Genomic DNA, 20,817 nt, shown 5'->3' with positions numbered 1-20,817 from the left:
TGGCCCCGGCACCACCCGTAGACCAACGACAGGAGCAGTGGTGATCGACGAGACCCTCCTCGAAGCCGAGGAAAAGATGGAGAAGGCGATCGAGGTCGCCAAGGAGGACTTCGCGGGCATCCGCACCGGCCGCGCCAACGCCGGCATGTTCAGCAAGATCACCGTCGACTACTACGGCGCGCCCACGCCGCTGCAGCAGCTCGCGTCCTTCAACATCCCGGACGCGCGGACCGTGCTGGTCGCGCCGTTCGACAAGAGCTCGGTGCCCGCCGTCGAGAAGGCGCTGCGCGACTCCGACCTGGGCGTGAACCCGGCGACGGACGGCAACGCCATCCGCATCGTGCTGCCCTCCCTGACGGAGGAGCGCCGCCGCGACTACGTCAAGCTTGCCAAGCAGAAGGCCGAGGACTCGCGGGTCTCGGTGCGCAACATCCGCCGCAAGGCGAAGGAGACGCTGGACCGCATCGTCAAGGACGGCGAGGCCGGCGAGGACGAGGTGGTGCGCGCGGAGAAGGAGCTGGACAAGCTGACCAAGAGCCACGTCGAGATCATCGACCAGCTGCTCTCCGGCAAGGAGAGCGAGCTGCTCGAGGTCTGATGCCCGCACCGCCTCGAGACACAACAGAGCGAGACAACGCGCACACTGCCGTGAGCCCAGAACCCGTACCCGCCGCGAAGAAGTCGCGTGCGGGCCGTAACCTGCCCGCCGCCATCCTCGTGGGCGTCGGCCTGCTCGGCATCGTCGGCGCGTCGCTGTACTGGCGACCCGAGCCGTTCGTCGCGTTCGTGGTCGTCCTGCTGTGGGCGGGGCTCTGGGAGCTGCGGCAGGCGTTCGCGCGCCGCGACCTGCGGCTGCCGATGGTCCCGCTGTTCGTCGGGACCGCCGGCATGATCGTCTCCGCCTACCGGGGCGGGCCGGAGGCGCTGTTCGTCGCCTTCGTGCTGACCGTGGCCGCGACCGTGGTGTGGCGGGCGCTCGACGGCTCCGGGCTCAGCGCGGTGCGGGACTCGGCGGCCGCGGTCTTCGCCGCGTCCTACCTCCCGTTCCTGGCCGGTTTCGTGGTCCTCATGCTGGCGCAGCCTGACGGCGAGATCCGCGTCGCGCTGTTCATCCTCCTGGCGGTCGCCAACGACACCGGCGGCTACATCGCCGGCGTCATGCTGGGCCGCCACCCGCTGGCGCCGACCGTGAGCCCCAAGAAGTCGTGGGAGGGCCTGGCCGGCTCGATCGTGCTGGCCACGGCGGTGGGCGTGATCGGGGCGGTGTACGGACTGGGCGAGAGCCCGATCCTCGGTATCGCGCTCGGCGTCATGACCGCCGTCACTGCCACGGTCGGCGATCTCGCCGAGTCGCTCCTCAAGCGTGACCTAGAATTGAAGGACATGGGCTCATTGCTCCCGGGGCACGGGGGCGTGCTGGACCGCCTCGACTCGCTGGTCATCACAGCGCCCTTCGTCTATCTCGTGCTCTCGGTGGTTGCCTGATGAAAACTCCCCTTGCCCAGCCTGTCGTGCGTCCGTCGGACGAGACCCCGGCGATCCCGCTGCAGATGGCGCCGAGGCGCCGCGGCAAGCCGCCGAGGCACTTCGCCGACCTCACGCCCGAGGAGCGCGTGGCGTCGGTGGTCGAGGCGGGGGAGCCCGCCTTCCGGGCCAAGCAGCTCGCCACGCACTACTTCACGCACTACACGAGCGACGCCGCGCAGATGACGGACCTCCCGGCGAAGTCCCGGGAGGCCCTCGCGGCCACGATGTTCCCCCAGCTCATCCGCCCCACGCGCAAGCTGGAGGCCGACGGCGGCACCACGGTCAAGACGCTGTGGCACCTGTTCGACGACGCCAAGGTCGAGTCGGTCCTCATGCGGTACCCGAACCGGACCACGCTGTGCGTCTCCAGCCAGGCCGGCTGCGGCATGGCCTGCCCGTTCTGCGCGACCGGCCAGCTCGGCCTGACGCGCAACCTGTCCACGGCGGAGATCCTGGAGCAGGTGCGCGCGGCGTTCCGCTCGCTGGCGGACGGCGAGATCCCCGGCGGCGTCACCCGGCTGAACAACCTGGTGTTCATGGGCATGGGCGAGCCGCTGGCCAACTACAAGGCGGTCATCGAGACGGTGCGCACGCTGGTGGCGCCGCAGCCCGAGGGGCTCGGCATGTCGGCCCGCAACATCACGGTCTCCACGGTGGGCCTGGTCCCGGCCATGCAGAAGCTGACCAAGGAGGGCATCCCGGTGACCCTCGCGCTGTCGCTGCACGCCCCCGACGACGACCTGCGCTCCGAGCTCGTGCCGATCAACACGCGCTGGAGCGTCGACGAGACGCTGGACGCCGCGCGGAACTACTTCGAGGTGACCGGGCGTCGCGTCTCCATCGAGTACGCCCTCATCAAGGACATGAACGACCACGCCTGGCGGGCCGACCTGCTGGGCGAGAAGCTCAACTCGCGCGGTCGCGGCTGGGTGCACGTGAACCCGATCCCGCTCAACCCGACCCCGGGCTCGATCTGGACCGCGAGCGACCGCGAGGTCGAGGACGAGTTTGTGGCACGATTGCGCGGGCACGGGATCCCGACCACGATCCGTGACACCCGCGGCAGCGACATCGACGGTGCCTGCGGGCAGCTGGCGGCTGAGGAGGACGACGAGTGAGTGGGATGTTCAACAGCGTTCCCAAGATGCGCACCGGGTACGACAAGGACGAGGTCGACGAGTTCTTCGAGCATGCCCGGCAGGCGTACGAGGGGCGCACGGCCGAACGGCTGACGAGTGCCGACATCCAGGCCTCGACGTTCGACCTGACGCGTGGCGGGTACAACACCCACGAGGTCGACGCGGCGCTCGACCGGCTCGAGGCGGCGTTCATCGCGCGGCAGCGTGCGGAGTACGCGTCGGCGCACGGTCAGCAGGCCTGGATGAACGCGCTCGCCGAGCGAGCGCGTTCGCTGTACGGGCGGCTCGGCCGGCCCGACGGCGAGAAGTTCGCGCCCGCCGACCGCGGTTCGCAGGGCTACGACAAGGACGACGTCGACGACCTGTGCGACCGGCTGATCGGCTACTTCGACCGGCAGGAGCCGCTGACGGCCGGCGACATCCGGTCGGCGACGTTCGGCCGGGCCCGTGGGCCGGAGGCCTACGACGAGGCCTCGGTCGACGCGTTCCTGAGCCGTGCGGTGGAGGTGCTGCTCGGGGTCGAGTGACCCCCCGAGCCGCGGCACAGAGCCCGCGACCGCCGCCCTCCGACCTGTTCGCAGGTCAGACGACGGCGGTCGCGGGCTCTTGCGCCTCCCGCAGCAGCACCTCGTGCTGCGTCGCCGTCAGGAACCTGCGGATCGAGTCGCGGCTCCGCGTGAGGCAGTCGATGCGCGCCTGGACCCCCACCAGCTCCGTGGCGAGCTGCTGGGCCACCTCCCGCGGGCAGGTCGGGTCCTCGCGCTCCGCGGCGTCCTCCGCGTCGAGGAGGATCTTGACCAGTCGCGTGGGAATGCCGGCCTGGACCAGCCCGGCGACACGGGACACCCGCTCCACGTGCGCCTCCGTGTAGGTGCGGTAGCCGTTGGCCGCCCGGTCCGCCTCGAGCAGGTCCTGCTGCTCGTAGTACCTGATGAGACGGGTCGTGACCCCCGTCCGCGTGGCGAGCTCACCGATCCTCATGATCCACCTCCGGGCAAGGCCTTGACATTGACACCAGTGTCAAACCTTAGCGTGGCTGGCATGGACACGACAGGCACCACCCCAGCCGCCCGGACCAGCACCGACACCGTTCCGGCGAACCTTCCGGCGACTCCGCCGGCCACCCCGTCGCCGAGCTCGGCCACCCCCGCACCGCCCGCCGACGGACTGCCCTGGCCGTCGCTGCTGGTGCTCGGCGCGGGCACGCTGTTCATGGTCACCGCCGAGATGCTGCCCACGGCGGTGCTCCAGCAGATGAGCACCGGACTCGGCGTCGCGGAGTCCAGCACCGGCCTGCTCGTCTCGATGTGGGCGGCCGTCGTCGTGGTGCTGAGCTTTCCGCTGGTGCGGCTCACGCGCCGGTGGGACCGCCGCGCGGTGATCGCCGGGGGACTGGCCGTGCTCGGGCTGTCGTCCGCGCTCACGGCGCTCGCCCCGACGTTCCAGGTGGCGGTCGGCGCGCGGGTGCTGGGTGCGGCCGCCGTCGGCCTGCTGTGGGCGACGACCAACGCGCACGTGGCCGACCTGGTCACCGACCGCCTGCTGGGCCGGGCCATCGCCGTCGTGCTCGGCGGGGCGACCCTCGGGATGGTGGTGGGCACGCCGCTGGCCCGGCTCGTGGCCGACGCCGCAGGCTGGCGCGCCGCGTTCTGGGCCCTCGCCGCCCTGAGCCTGCTGGCCGCGGTCGCGGTCCGACTGGTCGTGGCCCGGGCGGCCGGCCCGGACGGTCCGGCCATCGCCGGAGCGGGGGGCGGGGTGGGCGCCGTCGCCGCGCCGCGGCGCGGAACGGCGCGACTGCTGACCGTGACCGGCCTGGTCGCGCTGGTCCTGGTGGGCCACTACGGCGCGTACACGTACATCACCCGGCTGGCCGAGGCACCCGCGCAGTCGCTGCCGGGCGGGATGAGCACCCTGCTGCTGGTGTTCGGGCTCGCGTCGGCGATCGGCGTCGCGCTGGCGGGCCGGCTCGGCGACCGGAGCGGCCCGGCGCTCGTGGTCAGCGTGGCCGCGACCGCGCTGACGGTGCTCGGTCTCGGGGCCGTGGACGCCGGCCCCGTGGTCGGGATCGCCGTCGTCGTCGCGTGGGGCGTGGTCTCGGGCGCCATGCCGCCGTTCGCGCAGACGCTGATCCTGCGGCTGGCCGGGCCGGAGCGCCGCTCGTTCGCGGGGGCACTGATCCCGGTGCTGTTCAACGGCGGGATCGCCGTCGGGGCGGCGCTCGCCTCGTTCGTGGTGGCGGGGTCCGGGGTGGCGGCGGTGCCGCTGCTGGCGGCCGGGGTGGTCGGCGTGGCGGCGGTGGGCCTGGCGGTCTCGGTCCGCCGCGCCTGACCGCCCACCGCCACACGTCGGGGGCTTGGTCAGCAGGCCGGGGCCACCGGGCCGCTCGAACCCGTGTTGACGTACGCGTCCGAGATCCAGTTGCCCGGCCCGATCCGGTTCCACACGTCGGAGGTGCCGTAGTAGCCGGTCACCGTGGTTCCGGTGGCGGTGCACTCGATCACGACGTTCGCGTGGTTCCCGGCCTGCCCGACGGCGGCGTTGCCGGTGCCGGGCCCGGAACGGACCGTGAGCGGCCCGCCGCTGGTGCGCACGACGCCCTTGGGGCCGGAGCCGGTCCACAGGTAGGTGACGGTGGTCCAGGCGTTGTCGGTCAGCCCCAGGCCGTCCCAGAACGTGCCGTCCGCGAGGTCGATCCCGGCCGGGTTGGCCACCCGGCGACCGAAGCCGTCGAGCCCGCCGTTGTAGCCGTCCTGGTAGGCGGCCTGCGCCTGCGGCTTGCCCTGCGGCAGGTCCGCCCAGGACTGGCGCGTGCCGGCCGCGTTCCAGTGGTCGTCGGTGGTGTTCCACGGGCCGACGTCCCACACCGGGGCGTACGCGCAGCGGTCCGTGCTCGCGGCGCAGACCCGCACCGAGTAGCTGCCCGAGTTGTTCGACGACAGCCCGCGCCGGGACGGCAGGGCGACGAAGTGGTCGCGCGACGTGATGACGTGCCCGTTGGCGGTGGTGCCGCCCACGAGGCCCTCGCGGGTCGCGTACACGGTGTACGCCCGCTCGCCCGACGTCGGCCGGGCCTCGACCTCCTGGAGGGAGCGGGACCGCGGGGTCTGGGGCGTGAGCGTCACCTCCCGCACGACCGGGCTGGCGTTGCCGTCGCCCACGAGCGTGACGCGGGCCTGCACGGTCCGCGCTGCCACCGGCAGCGGTGTGCCGGCCGGGACCCACTCGGTCCAGGAGTCGGGACCCTCGTCGGCGTACCGGCCCCGGACGTCGACCAGCACGGAGGTGCCGGCCGGGGCCGTCGCGTCGACGTCGGCGGCGACGCCGCTCGCGGGGGAGTCGAGCTCCACCGGCTCGGCGACGAGCTGGCCGGACGCCTCGCGGTCCGCGGTCGAGCCGGGACCGGCGCCGGACTCGACGCTCGTCGTGCCTTCGGCGTCCGCCGCGTCCGCGGCTCCGCTCCCGGCGTCCGTCGCTCCGCTCCCGGCGTCCGCGGCGCCGCCCGCCGCCCCGGCCGAGCCCGCCGTGTCGAGCCGCAGCCCCTCGCCGGAGGTGCGCACCCCGGCGTCGTCCGCGCCGACGTCGGCGAGGTCGACGGACCACGCGCGGGCGGCGTCGCCCCCGGACCCGGTACCCGGGGTGACGGCGGCGACGGCCGTGCCCGAGACGATCAGGAGGGCGCAGGTGGTGGCCGCCAGGAGCGCGGCGCGGCGTCGGGGACTGCGTACCTGGATCAGCATGTGCTGAATGTAGGCGAAGGACTATTTCACCCGCGAGGGGAAACGGGTGAAATCTCGGTCGATCGGAAACCTGTCCGGCGGCGGGGGTGTCCCGCGCCCGCCGGGCGCCCGGGACACCGCCCGCGTGAGGCATGATCGGAGGAGCACCCAGCGGTGGCACCGGAACGGCGGTGACCCCAGACCAGCAAGGAGAACGACGTGTCCGAGTTCCTGGCCGACAAGCCCGGCAAGTACGACCTCGACGGCGACGGCATCCCGGACGTCGAGGTCGCAGACACCGACGGCGACGGCGTGGTGGACGCCCAGTACGAGGACTACGACGGCGACGGCGTGCCCGACGTCGAGCTGCACGACACGGACGGCGACGGCGTGCCCGACGTCGTGGTGGAGACCGCCGGCGGCACGTCGACGATCTCGGTGGACACCGACGGCGACGGCGTCGACGAGCCCGTGGACTCGTTCCCGGCCTGACCCCCGCCGCCGGCCCGGCGCACCTCTACCGGGCCGCGGCCGGGCGGCCGTAGACCAGCCGGCGCAGCAGCACCTCGGCCGGGCCGCGGCGGCCCGTGCGCTCCTGCCAGACGGCGAACGCGACCGTGAGCCCCCACACGACCACGGCGAACAGCAGCATGCTCCACGAGGTCAGGTACTGGCCCAGCCCGAGGCCCCACGCGGCCAGGACCGGCGCGCACAGCACGGACTGCAGCAGGTAGGACGTCAGCGACCGCTTGCCGACTGCCTGCACGGCACCCGCGAACGGCCCGTCGGTGAGGAAGAGGTTGCGCGACGGCGTCCCGGTCCGCCGCTGGGCGACGCGGTGCCCGATCAGGCCGAACAACGCGACGTAGCCCAGCCCGCCGAAGAACCCGGTGAGGAACTGGACCGGGTAGAACACCCACGCGGCGTGGTCGGGCACGTCGATGGCGCCCACGTGGTCGAGCGCGGAGGGCAGCGGCCCGAGCCAGCCGACGGTGATGCCGATGACGGCGACCCGCCGCAGCAGGGTCAGGTGCTCGCCCGGGTGCTCCAGGATGCGGCGGCGTCCGGCCCAGAACGCGAGCAGGAGCATCATCGGGACCACCAGGACGAGCAGGCCCTGGAGGAATGTCCCGAGCGTCCAGTAGGTCAGCCGCTCGCCGATCGAGTCGAGGTACGACGTCGTGGCCATCGACTCGCTCGACGGCGCGAGGTCGGCGGCGATGCTGCGAGCCGTCGGGTCGTCCGCGGGAAGCTGCGCCACGAACCAGGCACCGACCACGGCGAAGGCCGTGCCGACGGTCAGCAGGACGCCGAACACCGACGTCCACACGAGCAGCGTGCGGTCCTTGACCTGGAAGAACAGCCACACCATGAGGAGGCCCGCCAGGCCGTAGGCCCCGAGCACGTCGCCCATCCAGAGCAGCGCCGCGTGCACGAACCCGAACGCGAGCAGCAGCCAGTTGCGCCGCTGGAGGAGCTTGCGGGCCGCTCGCTCCGGGGTGCCCGAGGCCACCTGCCGGTTGTAGAGCTGCATCATCCCGTAACCGAACAGGAACGCGAACATGGGGTAGGTCCGCAGGTCCACGAGGACGATGATCAGGAAGTCGGCCACCTTGTCGACCGGCGACCCGTCCACCGGGTGCGACGCACCCGCGCTCATCGTGCTGCCCCACAGGTAGTACGGCGTGTTCGCGACGGCGATGAGCAGGAGCATGAAGCCCCGCGCCAGATCGGGTGCGGGCGAACGTTCGGCGGCCTGGACTGGTCCTCGGGTGAGGGCTGCGGTCGTCATGCACCCATCTCAGCAGCCCGGGGCCTGGTCCGCGAGGAAAGCGCTAGGCCGCGGGCTCGCCCAGCCGGGCCCGCTCCTCCTCGACGATCCGGCGCGCCACCTCCGCGTCGGCGACGTCCGGCGCCCCGGGCGTCGCGGCCACGGTGGCGCGCCCGGCGTACTCCGCGAACAGCTCGGCCTTGGTGCCGAGGATGTCCAGGAGCCGCTCGTCCACGCTGTCCTCGATGAGCAGCCGGTGCACCTGCACGGTACGGACCTGGCCCATCCGGTGCGCGCGGGCGATGGCCTGCGCCTCCACCGTCGGCTTGACCTGGGGCTCGCACAGGATCACCACGGACGCGGCCTGGATGTTGAGCCCCACGCCGCCGGCCTCGATCTGGCTCACCAGCACCCTGGGCTCCGCCGCCTGCGTGAACTCGTCGACCAGCTCCTGGCGGCGGGCCGCCGGCACGGATCCGGTGATGGGTCCGACGGCGAGCGGGCCCAGCTCGGCGAGCACCCGCTCGATGACGTCGCGGAAGTAGGAGAAGACCACCACCTTGCGCTTGTTCTCCACCGCCTCGTCGACGATCTCGCGAAGCCGGACCAGCTTGGCCGTCGGCTCGGGGGCCTCGACGAACGCGGCCCGGCGCATGTCCGCGAACGAGCGCTTGAGCACGGCGTGGCGGTAGGCGGCGCCGTCGTGCTTGCCGAACCGCTCCCACTCGTCCACCTGGACCAGCTCGGGCAGCTCGGTGAGCACGTCCTCCTGGTTGCGCCGCAGGTACACCGTCGCGACCGACCGGCGGAAGGCCGCGGCGCCCGCGAGGCCCGCCGCCGGGTCGATGTCGTCGGCGACCTCGGGCTTGAGGTAGCCCACCAGGCTGCGGAACTCGTCCACGGTGTTCTCCATGGGCGTGCCCGACATGAACAGCACGCGCTCGGCCGCGCGGGCCCAGTCCGCCGTGCGCTCGGAGCGCTGCGCCTCCGGGTTCTTCACGTAGTGCGCCTCGTCCACCACCAGCAGGGCGGGGCGCGGCAGGTCGCCGGCCCGCAGGTGGCCGAGCTGGGGGAAGGTGGCGACGCCGACGCCGCCGTCGGCCGCCCACTCCTTGATGCCCGCCTCGCGGTCGTCGCCGTGCAGCACACGGACCGAGAGCTTCGAGTGCGCCGCGACCTCGCGGGCCCAGTTGGCCGCGACGCTCGCCGGACACACCACGAGGAAGTGCGTGCCCCCCTTCGCGGCGAGGTGGGCCATCACCGCGATGGCCTGGACGGTCTTGCCCAGGCCCATCTCGTCGCCGAGGATCGTGCGCCGCTGGGCGAGCGCGTACCGGGCGCCGAACGCCTGGTAGCTGCGCAGCGAGACCGTCAGCAGCGAGGTGTCCAGGTCCTGCGCCGCGACCTCGCCCACGACGTCCTCGGGCAGGAAGCCCTCGGCGGCGGCCACATCGATGCCGAGGTCGACCAGGTCGCCCAGCGCCGTGATGTAGGCGGCGGCCCGCGCCTCGTAGTCGCTCCAGACGTCGGCGTCGGACGTGCCGGTCAGCACCTCGTCCAGCCGGCGCAGGTCGTCGGTGATCCCCGAAGCGTCGAGGTCGTCGGCCAGCGTGCGCAGGTCGGTCAGCGCGGCGTCGGCGCGGTCGGTGCGCGCGCGGCCGGCGAAGAACCGCCGCACGAACGTGGCGCGCAGCGCACCCGCCTCGGCCAGGCGGGCGAGCTCCCGCACGTCGACGTCGAGCCGGTCCTGCCAGGTCTCGAAGAAGCGCTGGACGTGCAGGTGGTCGTACAGCGCGCGCACCAGGCGCGTGGCGAGCGGGTCGGCGGGGGCGTGGTCCAGCCGGAAGGCGAGCCCGGCGTCCACGGCGCTGAAGACCTGCTGGGCCGCCTCGCGCAGCGCCTCCGCCGTGCGGGCACCGACGCCCGGGATCGCCGTGAGCTCCTCCGGGGCGGCCGCCCGCACCTGGCCGACGGTGCGGAACCCCGCCTGCTCCACGGGGCCGAGGCGCAGGCGGCCCGTGCCCACCTCGCGGATCCGGTCGAGGGGCACCTCGGACAGCTCGTCCAGCACGCGCGCGTCGCGTGCCGCGCGGTAGGCCGCGCGCACGCGTGCAGGGGCGCCGCGGCGCTGGCTGAGGGTACGGGAGCCCAGGTCGTGGCGGGTTCCGGCGTGCTCGAGCAGGTCGCGGGCGTCACCGCGGGACCAGGTCTTCATGGCCGACGACGGTACTGCGTGCGGGTCGTCCCGAGGGCCCCGACGCGCGCGGCGGAGCGACGTTTCTTACATACCGGACCGAACACCCATTCTGGTAGTTTCGTCGCACCAAAAACAGGAGGAACGAGTGAGCACGGACGCACTGCCGGAGCAGGCAGAGGTGGCGCAGGCCGCCGCGACAGGGGAGCCGGCACCGGGGACGTCGCCGCAGGCGGCGTCGGACGTCGCGGAGCGTGACGCGAGCCCGCAGCCGCCCGCGAGCCCGGCTCCGGTCGCCGGGGCGGAGCCGGCCGCCGCGCCGGGGCCGGACGGCGCGCCGGAGCGCGCGGACAACATCGAGACGCGCGCGGCTGCCCGGCTGCACCAGCTGGTGGCCTCGGGCGCGGAGAAGCTGCCCGGCGAGGCCGGCAGCACGGTGTCGCGGCTGGCCGTGGCGCTGCTGTCGTTCGGCAGCCAGGCGGCGGCCAAGGACCAGGAGAAGTCGACCTCGGCACTCGTCGGCGAGGCCGTGGGCCTCTTCAAGAGCCTGGACGACGACGACCCGGGCAAGCAGCGGGTCGCCCTGGAGCACGCGCTGGAGACGGTGACGACGTCGGCGCTCGGCGGCAAGGAGCGCTCGCAGGTGCTGGAGGTCGCCGAGGAGGCGATGGGCCTCTGGGCCAAGCTGCGCGGGACGTCGTCCGACCTCGCCAAGTCCGACGCCGCCACCTCGATGCGTTCGCTCACGAGCGCGCTGCGCAAGGAGGGCCGAGACGACGAGGCCGACGAGGCCGAGACGGAGGCCAAGCGCCTGGAGTCCTGACCCGGACCCCGCTTCGTTGAGTGCTGGATATTCGCCCTTTTCTGTGTGCCAGACGGGCGAATATCCAGCACTCAACTTTTTGGACTCAGGGGGTGCAGGCCGGGGTGTCCGTGAGGGTCACGCCCTCCGGCATGTCCGCCGCCGTCGGCGCGCGGCCCGCCATGGCGCAGGCCCGGGTGATCATCTGGTCGTCCGAGAAGGTCCATCCCGTGGTGACGCCGTGGTCCTGGACCACCAGGAGCTGGCCGTCGCCGGCGTACACGTCGCTCGGCGCGACGGTGCCGCCCGGCGCGTAGAGGCGGGTCGCGAGCGCACCGACCTTCTGGCCGGTGCCGATGTCGAAGAACGCCAGCGCCGAGCCCTGGTCGCGGGCCACGAGGTCCGGCCCGGGCAGCACCGCCAGCACGTCGCCGTAGGTGCCGATGAGGTCGAGGCTCTCGGGGTCGCCCGGCCCGGAGACCGTACGCAGGCGCACCTTCGAGTCCAGACCCAGCGTGACGAGCTGCTCGGGCAGCGCGGTGTCCTCGGGGCTGCTGCGCTCGCCGATCACGTGCACCTGGTCCACGCTGCTGCCGCGCACCGTCCAGACGTCGCTCTCGCCCCGGGCCGCGGCCTCCAGGTCGGCCACCCGGAGCGAGAAGTCACGGGGTGCGACGGCGACGCTGCTCCCGTCGTCGGCGACCGCCACGCGGCCGGGTTCCGTCCACTGGGACGCGAGCCGCGGCGTGCTGCCGATCGGCCCGGGCACGTACAGCGCCCGCTCCTGGAGCCCGACGTCGAGCAGGTGCAGCCCGGAGCACGCATCGACCAGCACGATGTCGTCCCGCGTGCGCTGGGCGCTCACGATCGTGGCGCAGGCCGGGGCGCCCCCGTCCAGGCCCGGCGCGACGAGGTCGCGGAACCCGGCCTCGTACCCTGCGGTCGTGCCGCCCTGGGTCCGGTAGGCGTCGCCGTCGGGGGTCACGAGCAGGAGCCTGCTCTCGTCGAGCCAGACCGGCAGCAGCGGGCGCCCGGCGTCCGGGCTGCCCGCAGGTAGGTCCACCGTGCCGAGGCCGTGGATCATGACGGTGCCGTCCGACCAGGACGCCGCGGTGCTGGCCGGCTGCGTGGGCCCGGCCCGGTACGTGGCCAGGACGGCGGTCGGCCCACCGGGGTGCGCCGCGCCCGCCGCCGCGCCCGCCGCGCTCGGCAGGGGCACGTCCCCGTGGGTGTCGGCGGTGCTCCACAGCGCGATCCGGCCGTCCGACGCCGCCGCGACCCGGTCGACCCCGACCAGGACGGGCGACCCGGGCCGTCGGACGCCCGACAGGTGCCAGGTGCGGTGCACGTCGGTACCGGCGCCGATCTCGCACGCCACCAGCCCGTCGTCCGTGGCGACCAGCGCACGCGTGGTGGCGTCGTCGATCGCCACCACCTCGGGGTTCGACCAGACGCGCGGGACCGGGCAGTCCGCCGTCCGCACGGAGCCGTCCGCCCAGTGGTGCAGGGTCACGGTGGTGGCGTCGCCGTCGGAGCTCAGCGTCGCCCAGTCCCGGAGGGACGGCGACGGCACGCCGCCCTCGGGCAGCTCCACGGGCCCGGCTCCGGTCAGCTCCAGGGAGTCGAGGCTGCGGATCTCCAGGGTCCCGGCAGTCGCGTCGGCCACGGCGAGGGTGCGGCTGGAGCCGACGGCGAGGGAGGTGACCGCCAGGTCCGTCTCCGCCTTGGTGCGGAACGCCAGCCGCTGCTCGTGCGGGCGCCGGGGACCGTCGTCGGACTCCAGGACGGCGAGGTCGCGCCCGGCCAGGTTGACGCTGCCGATCCGGTTCCGTCCCGTCGCGGCGTCCTGCCACGCGATGAGCAGGGTGCCGCCGTCGGGCGTGACGGCCACCGCCGTCGTGCCCGGCAGGTCGAGGTGCGTCTGCCGGCTGGTGCTCCCGGCGGGCAGCGGCCCGAACCGGCCCACGGTCACGCCCAGGTCGTCGACCGCGGCGACCACCGAGCCGTCGGCGCTGCCGGCCACGACGGGGCCGGTGCGCCCGGACCCGCCCCAGGACCCGCTCACCGTGCCGAAGGGGGTACGGTCGCCGCGCAGCACCGTGGGGGCACCGTCGTCGGGGTTCCAGCGCACCAGGTCGCCGGTCTCGGTCCGGCCGACGACGCCGGTGCCGGTCGGCGCGACGTCCGCCAGCCCGGTCTCCTCGGGCACGTCGACGGTGCGCAGCAGGTAGGGGTCGGCCGGCTCGTTGGCCGTCACCGCGTTGAACAGCGCCGTCCTCGTCTGCCCGTCCCGCAGCCGCCGCACCGCCTCGACCGCCAGGAGCTGCGCCGTGGCGGGATCGTCCTGCTGCACCACGTGCGACGTCGCGCCCAGGAGGTGGGCGGCGTTGGCGTTCACCGCGTCGTTCGCGCGGTCCGCCTCTCGCTCCGCGAACGCGAACGCACCGACGGACAGGGCGAGCATGACCCCCAGGGCCATGTTCACCAGGCGGTTGCGCATCCCGGCCGAGCTCTGCCGGGCGATGTGGGCGCTGAGGATCTCCTCGGTGCTGACGTCGGGGCCGCGCAGCGGGGCGACCAGCTCCGCGAGCACCCCCGCCAGGTCCTGGTGGTGCCGCCAGCGCCGGCGCTGGCGCAGCCTCGTCAGGTCGGTCCACTTGGGCTCGTGGTCGATCCGCTCGACCAGCGGGGCCGGCAGCGCCGTGGTGCTGATCGCGTCGATCTCGTTCGCCGTCTGGTCCCAGACGATCTTGCCGCTGGTCAGCGCCACCAGCAGGGTCTCCGGGCCGCGGTGGTCGAGCCACCAGGCGACCTCCTTGGCCACGTACTTCGAGCTGGCGGCGCCCTCCGAGGCGAACAGGATCAGGTAGTCGGACCGTTCGAGCTTGCGCTCGATCGCGTCCCACAGGCTCGGGTTGTTCGCCAGGCCGGTCCGGTCCAGGAAGACGTTCAGGTCCGGCACGCCGTCGCGCTTGTCGAAGTCGAGGAGCTGCGCGTGGAACTCGGGGGCGAACTCGCCGTCGGAGTCCCGGCTGTACGACAGGAAGGCGTCGTACCCGTCGGTCCGTGGCGCCGCGTGCGCACGGTTGGTCGTGAGCAGGGAGCGGACAATCCGGTCGGTCATCCTGCTCCCGCAGCCTTTCCTCGGCGAATGTGTGCGGACCGGGAGAAACATACCCCTGGTGTGTAGTGTCGCCGCAGGTCATGACGGTAGTCACCTTCGTGGTGAAATGCACGGTTAGGAATGGATCGTGCGATCCGACGAGGAAGGTCTGAGATGGCTCCTGAGCTGGTCGTCCCCCGCGACGGGCCACGGCGCCTGCGCGTGCGCCGGTCCTGGGTCCGCGCCGGCTTCACGGCGCTGTTCGGCGTCGCGTTCGGCCTGGGCCTGTGGGGCTTCTGGCTCTACCGCACCTCGCCCGACTTCGAGTGGGGCACCAGCGCCTGGGACCTCGTCTACTACTCCGTCCAGCTCTTCGTGCTCGGCGCCGAGGCCACGAACCAGGGCGGCGACCTGCCCTGGCAGCTCCAGGCCGCCCGCTTCCTCGCCCCGGTCGCCACCGGCTACGCCGTCTTCGAGGCGGTGCGGTCGCTGTTCGCCGACCAGTTCGTGCTCATGCGCACCCGCCGGATGCGGGGGCACGCGATCGTCGTCGGCCGCACACCCGTGGCGGACCTCATCGCCGAGGCGCTCGCGGCCCGCGGCGCCGTCGTCGCCCGCACCGCGACCGGCGACGCCGAGTCCCTGCGCAACGCGGGCATGTCCGGCGCCGCCGTCCTCTACGCCTGCGAGGCCGAGGACGACGAGCCCGGCGTCAACGTGCTCACCGTGGCCGTGGCCAACCGCGCGGACCGGGCCGCCGACCTGCCCGGCCTGCGCCTGAACGCCCACGTCAGCGATCCGGAGCTCGCGCTCGCCCTGCAGGCCCGGCACCTGAGCCACCCGCAGCCGGGCGTGGACTTCTTCACGCTGGGCGAGCTCGTCGCCCGCTCCCTGGTCCGGCGCGACCGGGTCCTCGCGCGGGGCGTCGCGCCGCACATCTCCGTCGTCGGGCACGGCACGTTCGGCCGGGCGCTGGTCGTGGCGTTCGCGCGCCTGCGCAGCGTCGAGATCGCCAACGGCGGCGAACCGCTCACCGTGACCCTGGTCGGGCCCGGCGCGTGGGAGGCCGCCGAGGCGCTGCGCGCCCGCTGGCCCAGCGTGCGAGCGGCATGCAGGCTCGTCCCCGTGGACACGTTCGCCGAGGTCCGCGCGGTCGGCAGCCCCCAGCGCGTCTACGTGTGCCACGACGACGACGGTGACGCGCTCCGGGAGGCGCTGCACGACAGCGACCTCTGGCGCGCGAGCGAGGGCGCCGTCGTGCTCCGCCTCAACCGGCTCGCCGGGCTGGGCGGGCTCTTCGGCGCCCACGACGGCGCCATCCTCGACGACCTGGCCGGCCGCCTCGACATCGTCGAGCCCGGGACGCTCCTGCGCCGGGCCACAGCGCCCGGCGCCCTGGTGCACGACGACGTCTACGACCTGATGGCCGTGTCCGCCCACCTCACCTACCTGCGCAACCAGCGCGCCCGCGGTGTGGCGTGGCAGAGCACGCCCGCGATGGTCTCCTGGTCCGAGCTGTCCGAGGACCTGCGGGCCGCCAACCGCGCGCAGGTGCGCGCCATCCCCGACCGGTTGCGGCAGATGGGCTGCACCGTCGTCCCGGCGGGCGACGCCGAGCACGGCCGGATCCCGGAGCCGGTGGTGGACGCACGGGCCGTGGACGAGCACGACCGCTGGATGGCCGAGAAGGTCGCCGCCGGCTGGACCTACGGGCCCGAGCGCGACGACGCCCGCCGCCTGCACCCCGACCTGCGGCCCTGGGCCGACCTCTCCGAGCCCGACCGGGAGAAGGACCGCGCCGCGATCCGCGCCATCCCGGTGATCCTGGCCGACTTCGGCCTGCGGGTGGTCCCGCTCGACGACGACGCCGGCTGGGAGGCCGCGGACGCCCCCGTACCCGACCCGCGGGGCGTGGTCCGGGGCTGGCGGATGTTCGGCCGGGGCCGTGCGGAGCAGCCGGGCGAGGGCTGACGTCGGCCGGGCCTGCCAGGGCTGACAGGATGGGGCCATGCGAAGCGTCACCCTTCTCGGCTCCACCGGTTCCATCGGCACGCAGGCCGTCGACGTCATCGGGCGCAACCCCGACCGGTTCCGTGTCGACGCGCTGTCCGCGGGCGGCTCGGACCTACCCCTGCTCGCCCGGCAGTCGGCCACGCTCGGCGTCCGCGCCGTCGCGGTGGCCGACGCCGCCGCGCGCCCCGCGCTGACCACCCTGCTGAGCGAGGCCGGCGCCGACGGCGTCGAGGTGCTCGCCGGACCCGAGGCCGCCACCGAGCTGGCCGGCCGGGGGAGCGACGTGGTGCTCAACGGCATCACCGGCTCCGTCGGGCTGCGCCCCACCCTCGCCGCGCTGGGCGCCGGCTCGACGCTGGCGCTCGCGAACAAGGAGTCGCTCGTGGTGGGCGGCGCGCTGGTCAAGGCCGCCGTGCGGCACGAGGGCCAGATCGTGCCGGTCGACTCGGAGCACTCCGCGATCGCGCAGTCGCTGCGCTCGGGCACCCCCGCCGAGGTCCGCAAGCTCGTGGTGACCGCGAGCGGCGGGCCGTTCCGCGGCCGCTCGCGGGCCGAGCTGCGCGACGTGACGCCCGCCCAGGCCCTGCGGCACCCCAACTTCGCGATGGGCCGCGTGGTCACCACCAACTCCGCGACCCTGGTCAACAAGGGTCTGGAGGTCATCGAGGCGCACCTGCAGTTCGACCTGCCGTTCAGCGCCATCGACGTGGTGGTGCACCCGCAGCAGATGATCCACTCCATGGTCGAGTTCGTCGACGGCTCCACCATCGCGCAGGCCGGGCCGCCGCGGATGCTCGTGCCGATCGCGCTCGGCCTGTCGTGGCCGGACCGGCTGCCCGACGTCGACGTCGGCATCGACTGGACGCAGGCCGCGAGCTGGGAGTTCCTGCCCCTGGACGACGACGCCTTCCCCGCCGTCCGCCTGGCGCGGCAGGTGGGCGAGGCCGGCGGGACGTACCCCGCCGTCTACAACGCCGCGAACGAGGTGTGCGTGGACGCCTTCCACGACGGCACCATCGGGTTCCTCGACATCGTCGACACCGTGGCCGCCGTGGTGGAGGCGCACGCTTCGACCGAGGCCGGCGACGCGGGGTCGGTCGAGGGCGTGCTCGAGGCCGACGCCTGGGCCCGGGCCCGGGCGGCGGAGATCCTCAAGTCGGCATAGCCGGCCCACCTGGCTGACTCACCGGGTTGGTTTGGCCGAGTCAGTCGGTTGGTCGGACCAGCCGACTGACTCGGCATCCTCCGGCGGGCGAGTCAGTCGGCTGGTCGGGCGAGTCAGATCGCCGGTGCGCGGGTCGCGAAGCCGTGGTCGACCGGGCCGTGACCCTGCCACGAGCCCGACGCCGTCCCCGTTCCGCCCACGACGAGGTCGTCCGCTGCGCGCAGGGCCCCGGTCAGGTACTCCTTGGCGGCCCGGACGGCGGGCTCCCACCCGTCGTGCACGGGGCGCAGGACGGCGCAGGCCGAGCTGAGCGTGCAGCCCGTGCCGTGGGTGTTCCGCGTCGGGATCCGGGGTGCGACCAGGGCGACGACGCCGTCCCCGCCGATGCCGTCCCCGCCCACACCGGGGCCCGCGAGGTGGTCGACGGACTCCGCCGAGTCGAGGTGCCCGCCCTTGACCAGGGCGAACCCCGTGCCGAGCGCCCGCAGCGCCCGCGCCTGGTCGGCCGCCTCGCCGCCGTCCCGGGCCGGCTCGGTGCCCAGCAGCACGGCGGCCTCGGGCAGGTTCGGCGTCACCAGGTCGGCCAGGGGGAGCAGCTCGTCGCGGAGCACCGCCTCGGCGTCGGGCGCGAGCAGCCGGTCGCCCGACGTCGCGACCATCACCGGGTCGAGCACCACGAACGGCGCGCGTCCCGCGGCCCGCAGGTCGCGCAGAACCGCGGCGACCGCCCGGGCGACGGCGGCGTCCGTGGTCATGCCGATCTTGACCGCGTCCACGGCGACGTCGGCGAACAGCGTGTCGAGCTGCGCGCGAACCATGTCGGCGGGCACCGGGTGCACCCGGGTCACCCCGGTCGTGGACTGCGCCGTCAGACCCGTCAGTACCGCGCAGCCGTAGCCGCCGAGCGCCGCGAACGTCTTCAGGTCGGCCTGGATCCCGGCGCCGCCGGACGGGTCCGACCCCGCGATCGTCAGCGCCACGACGGGGTGGCCGGGCGGGCGGACGCGCGGGGCGGCGTCGTCGCGAGCGGCGGCTGCGGCGGGACGCGCCTCGGTGGGGCGGGCGACGTCGGCGACCTGCGCCGCGTCCCGTGCGGGCGCGCTCACGAGGCGCGACCCGTCGTGGCGCGCGAGCGCGCGCCGGAGCGACCCTCGGCCCGCGCCGTCGCCCAGGCCAGCGCGATCTCCCGGGCCGCCCCGGCCGGGTCCGGCCTGCCGCAGACGGCGGAGACGACGGCGCTGCCGGCCGCACCGGCGCCGTGCAGCGCGGCGACGTCGTCCGCCCGCAGCCCGCCGATCGCCACGCACGGCAGCGACGCGGCGGCCGTGACGACGCTCAGCCGCGCGAACCCGATCGCCGGCCGGGCGTCGGTCTTGGTCATGGTGGGCCGCACCGGGCCCACGCCGAGCAGGTCGACGGTGCCGGGCGGCAGCTCGGCGACGGCCCGCGCCTCGTCCGGCGTGCTGACGCTCAGCCCGAGGTGCCGCTCCGGGCCGAGCAGCCGTCGCGCCGAGACGGGGTCGAGGTCACGCTGGCCCACGTGGGCGCCGTCGGCGTCGACCGCGAGCGCCACGTCGACCCGGTCGTCGACCACGAGCGGTACCCCCAGCGGCCGCAGCAGGGCGACCAGGGCGCGTCCGAGGTCCACCAGCTCGCGGGTGGTGGCGCCCGGGTCCCGGAGCTGGACGGCGGTCACGCCGCCGTCGACCGCCGCGCCCACGGTGGCGACGACCCCGGCGGGGCCGCCGCACTGCTGGGTGTCGGTGACGAGGTAGACGGACGGGTCGAGGCGGATCCGGGCGCTCATGCCTCGGCTCGCGCGGGCTCGTGCCCGGCCGCGGTGGCGGGCTCGTCCACGAGGCCGGCGCCGAGACCGACGGCCTCGGCGTCGACGTCGAACACGCGGTCGACCAGCTCGACGGCGAAGCTGCCGGGCGTGGTCGACGTGGTGCGGTCGGCGGCGACACACAGCCAGGCCGTCGCGGCGGTCGCGGCGAGCAGGCGGTCCTCGGTGACGGCGGCGCACGCGGCGACCAGCGCGCCGAGCGAGCACCCGACGCCGGTCACGCGCGTCATCAGGGACGTGCCCGCCTGGACGCGCACCACCCGCTCGCCGTCGGTGATCAGGTCGGACGCGCCGCTGACGGCGATCACGGCGCCGGAGGACCGGGCCAGGCGGAGCGCGACGTCCCGCACGCCGTCGGGCGTGTCGAGGGAGTCGACGCCGCGGCCGCCGGCGCCGCCGGCGAGCGCCTGGATCTCGGACGCGTTGCCGCGGACGACGGCGGGGCCACGCGCGAAGAGCTCGGCCGCGAGACGGGTGCGCAGCGGCAGCGCGCCGATGGCCACGGGGTCGAGCACCCAGGGCACGCCCGCGGCGGTGGCGCCGTCGACGGCGGCGCGCATGCCGTCGGCCTGGCCGCCCTCGACGGTGCCGAGGTTGATCAGCAGGCCGCCGGCGACGCCGGCCAGGACCGGTGCCTCCTCGGGGTCGGCGACCATGGCCGGTGCCGCGCCGGCGGCGAGCAGCACGTTGGCCGTGAAGTTGGTGACCACGACGTTGGTGACGCAGTGCACCAGGGGTGCGGTGGCACGCACCGCGGTGACGACCGACGCGACGGCGTCGGGCAGGACGGAGCCCATGAGGCGTTCCCTTCGCTAGCACTACCTAGATCAGGTTCCACGGGTGCATCTCAGCCGGGCTGCTGCCCGGCGCCCCGCGCCATATGGGTGCCGACCTTATACGCCTGGTGCCGGTGCCCGGAACCGCGGGCGAGTGCTCAGGAGCCGGTCCCGGCCCGGTACTGCAGCCCGTCGACGAGCAGGTCGAGCATGCGCCGGCCGTGGTCCGGCTCCTCGTCCTCCATGGGCAGCGACAGCTTGGACACGGCGTACAGGAGGTCCTGGGGGCTGACGACGTCGCGGACGGCCCCGGCCGCGACGGCGGCGTCGAGCAGCGAGCCGAGGGCGGGGCCGAGCCGCCCGATGAAGTAGGCGGGCAGGGCGTCGAACGCCGGGTCGCCCGAGTGCAGCGCCGAGGCGAGCCCGCGCTTGGTCACGAGGAACTGGGTGTAGCGGTGGAGCCACTTCTCGAGCGCGACGACCGGCGGGTGCTCGGCCGCCAGCGTCGGGGCGGTGTCGGCGGTGGCGTCGACCTCCGCCTGGAACACGGCCTTGACCAGGTCCGACCGCTTGGGGAAGTGGCGGTAGAGCGTGCCGACCCCGACGCCGGCCAGGTCGGCGATCTCCTTGGCGGGTGCGTCGACGCCCGACGTGCCGAAGACCTGCTTGGCGGCGTCGAGCAGCGCGTCGATGTTGCGCTGCGCGTCGCGGCGCAGCGGCCGCTGCTCTGTGTCCTGGATCACTTCGCTCCCGATCTCTTGCTAA

At 74.2% G+C, this 20,817-nt stretch carries 18 protein-coding genes and 1 riboswitch; of the genes, 9 read left to right on the top strand and 9 right to left on the bottom strand.

The genetic code is table 11. From position 1 onward, the window contains the following. Positions 1-40: 40 nt before the first annotated feature. The 4 genes from frr (at position 41) to AB0I29_RS18715 (ending at position 3,193) form a co-directional block, all read left to right on the top strand. Entirely contained in the window at positions 41-598 is a 558-nt protein-coding gene (frr, locus tag AB0I29_RS18730; RefSeq protein WP_285105098.1) for a ribosome recycling factor, read from the top strand. Positions 599-648: 50 nt separating this feature from the next. Next, the gene (locus AB0I29_RS18725) at positions 649-1,485 is read left to right on the top strand and encodes a phosphatidate cytidylyltransferase (RefSeq protein WP_285105095.1); all 837 of its coding nucleotides are present in this window, start codon (positions 649-651) and stop codon (positions 1,483-1,485) included. A 65-nt stretch (positions 1,486-1,550) separates the two neighbouring features. After that, positions 1,551-2,645: a 23S rRNA (adenine(2503)-C(2))-methyltransferase RlmN gene (gene rlmN, locus AB0I29_RS18720; RefSeq protein WP_285105311.1), complete on the top strand. Its 1,095-nt coding sequence runs from the start codon at positions 1,551-1,553 to the stop codon at positions 2,643-2,645. A gap of 5 nt (positions 2,646-2,650) precedes the next feature. Beyond that, on the top strand, positions 2,651-3,193 hold the full coding sequence (locus tag AB0I29_RS18715) for a DivIVA domain-containing protein (RefSeq protein ID WP_285105094.1): 543 nt from the start codon (positions 2,651-2,653) through the stop codon (positions 3,191-3,193). A 55-nt stretch (positions 3,194-3,248) separates the two neighbouring features. On the opposite strand, the gene AB0I29_RS18710 is transcribed toward AB0I29_RS18715, so the two are convergent. Further along, positions 3,249-3,647 carry a MerR family transcriptional regulator gene (locus AB0I29_RS18710; protein WP_285105091.1) on the bottom strand — a complete coding sequence of 133 codons (399 nt, stop codon included), beginning with the start codon at positions 3,645-3,647 and terminating at the stop codon, positions 3,249-3,251. 60 nt (positions 3,648-3,707) lie between these two features. Between AB0I29_RS18710 and AB0I29_RS18705 the strand changes: the two genes are divergently transcribed. Then, positions 3,708-4,994 (top strand): MFS transporter, encoded by a 1,287-nt coding sequence (locus AB0I29_RS18705; RefSeq protein ID WP_357484204.1) that lies wholly within the window; start codon positions 3,708-3,710, stop codon positions 4,992-4,994. Between the two features lie 29 nt (positions 4,995-5,023). On the opposite strand, the gene AB0I29_RS18700 is transcribed toward AB0I29_RS18705, so the two are convergent. Further along, entirely contained in the window at positions 5,024-6,403 is a 1,380-nt protein-coding gene (locus AB0I29_RS18700) for a hypothetical protein (RefSeq protein ID WP_357484201.1), read from the bottom strand. 198 nt (positions 6,404-6,601) lie between these two features. Between AB0I29_RS18700 and AB0I29_RS18695 the strand changes: the two genes are divergently transcribed. Beyond that, positions 6,602-6,874, top strand: a complete 273-nt coding sequence (locus tag AB0I29_RS18695; RefSeq protein ID WP_285105083.1) for a thrombospondin type 3 repeat-containing protein — start codon at positions 6,602-6,604, stop codon at positions 6,872-6,874. A 25-nt stretch (positions 6,875-6,899) separates the two neighbouring features. Here the strand turns inward: AB0I29_RS18695 and AB0I29_RS18690 are convergent, their stop codons facing one another. Together AB0I29_RS18690 and AB0I29_RS18685 are read right to left on the bottom strand one after the other, a co-directional pair. Continuing rightward, entirely contained in the window at positions 6,900-8,174 is a 1,275-nt protein-coding gene (locus AB0I29_RS18690; protein WP_357484197.1) for a DUF418 domain-containing protein, read from the bottom strand. A 43-nt stretch (positions 8,175-8,217) separates the two neighbouring features. After that, positions 8,218-10,368 (bottom strand): SNF2-related protein, encoded by a 2,151-nt coding sequence (locus AB0I29_RS18685; protein ID WP_357484194.1) that lies wholly within the window; start codon positions 10,366-10,368, stop codon positions 8,218-8,220. A gap of 127 nt (positions 10,369-10,495) precedes the next feature. Between AB0I29_RS18685 and AB0I29_RS18680 the strand changes: the two genes are divergently transcribed. Next, positions 10,496-11,170, top strand: coding sequence for a hypothetical protein (locus tag AB0I29_RS18680; protein WP_357484191.1), 675 nt, complete (start codon positions 10,496-10,498; stop codon positions 11,168-11,170). A gap of 85 nt (positions 11,171-11,255) precedes the next feature. Here the strand turns inward: AB0I29_RS18680 and AB0I29_RS18675 are convergent, their stop codons facing one another. Further along, positions 11,256-14,273 (bottom strand): toll/interleukin-1 receptor domain-containing protein, encoded by a 3,018-nt coding sequence (locus tag AB0I29_RS18675; protein WP_357484188.1) that lies wholly within the window; start codon positions 14,271-14,273, stop codon positions 11,256-11,258. Positions 14,274-14,426: 153 nt separating this feature from the next. Here AB0I29_RS18675 and AB0I29_RS18670 point away from each other — a divergent pair, with 153 nt between their 5' ends. Together AB0I29_RS18670 and dxr are read left to right on the top strand one after the other, a co-directional pair. Further along, positions 14,427-16,223: a RyR domain-containing protein gene (locus tag AB0I29_RS18670; protein WP_357484185.1), complete on the top strand. Its 1,797-nt coding sequence runs from the start codon at positions 14,427-14,429 to the stop codon at positions 16,221-16,223. A 37-nt stretch (positions 16,224-16,260) separates the two neighbouring features. Beyond that, positions 16,261-17,430, top strand: a complete 1,170-nt coding sequence (dxr, locus tag AB0I29_RS18665; RefSeq protein ID WP_357484182.1) for a 1-deoxy-D-xylulose-5-phosphate reductoisomerase — start codon at positions 16,261-16,263, stop codon at positions 17,428-17,430. 113 nt (positions 17,431-17,543) lie between these two features. On the opposite strand, the gene thiD is transcribed toward dxr, so the two are convergent. From thiD to AB0I29_RS18645, 4 genes are all read right to left on the bottom strand, one after another. Further along, a complete protein-coding gene (thiD, locus tag AB0I29_RS18660; RefSeq protein WP_357484296.1) occupies positions 17,544-18,410 on the bottom strand; it encodes a bifunctional hydroxymethylpyrimidine kinase/phosphomethylpyrimidine kinase in 867 nt (288 codons plus the stop codon). A gap of 122 nt (positions 18,411-18,532) precedes the next feature. Beyond that, entirely contained in the window at positions 18,533-19,237 is a 705-nt protein-coding gene (gene thiE, locus AB0I29_RS18655) for a thiamine phosphate synthase (protein WP_357484179.1), read from the bottom strand. Continuing rightward, complete coding sequence (thiM, locus tag AB0I29_RS18650) at positions 19,234-20,073, bottom strand: hydroxyethylthiazole kinase (protein WP_357484176.1); 840 nt, start codon at positions 20,071-20,073, stop codon at positions 19,234-19,236. Before thiM ends, thiE begins: the two co-directional genes overlap by 4 nt. Next, positions 20,063-20,160, bottom strand: a riboswitch (TPP riboswitch). Its footprint overlaps the gene before it by 11 nt. A 50-nt stretch (positions 20,161-20,210) precedes the next feature. Beyond that, entirely contained in the window at positions 20,211-20,795 is a 585-nt protein-coding gene (locus tag AB0I29_RS18645; protein ID WP_357484173.1) for a TetR/AcrR family transcriptional regulator, read from the bottom strand. Positions 20,796-20,817: the final 22 nt, after the last annotated feature.

Origin of the sequence: Promicromonospora sp. NPDC050262 (assembly GCF_040655935.1) — a bacterium.
In the GTDB taxonomy this organism is placed as follows: Bacteria; Actinomycetota; Actinomycetes; order Actinomycetales; family Cellulomonadaceae; genus Promicromonospora.
This window is presented reverse-complemented; position numbering and strand designations above follow the sequence as displayed.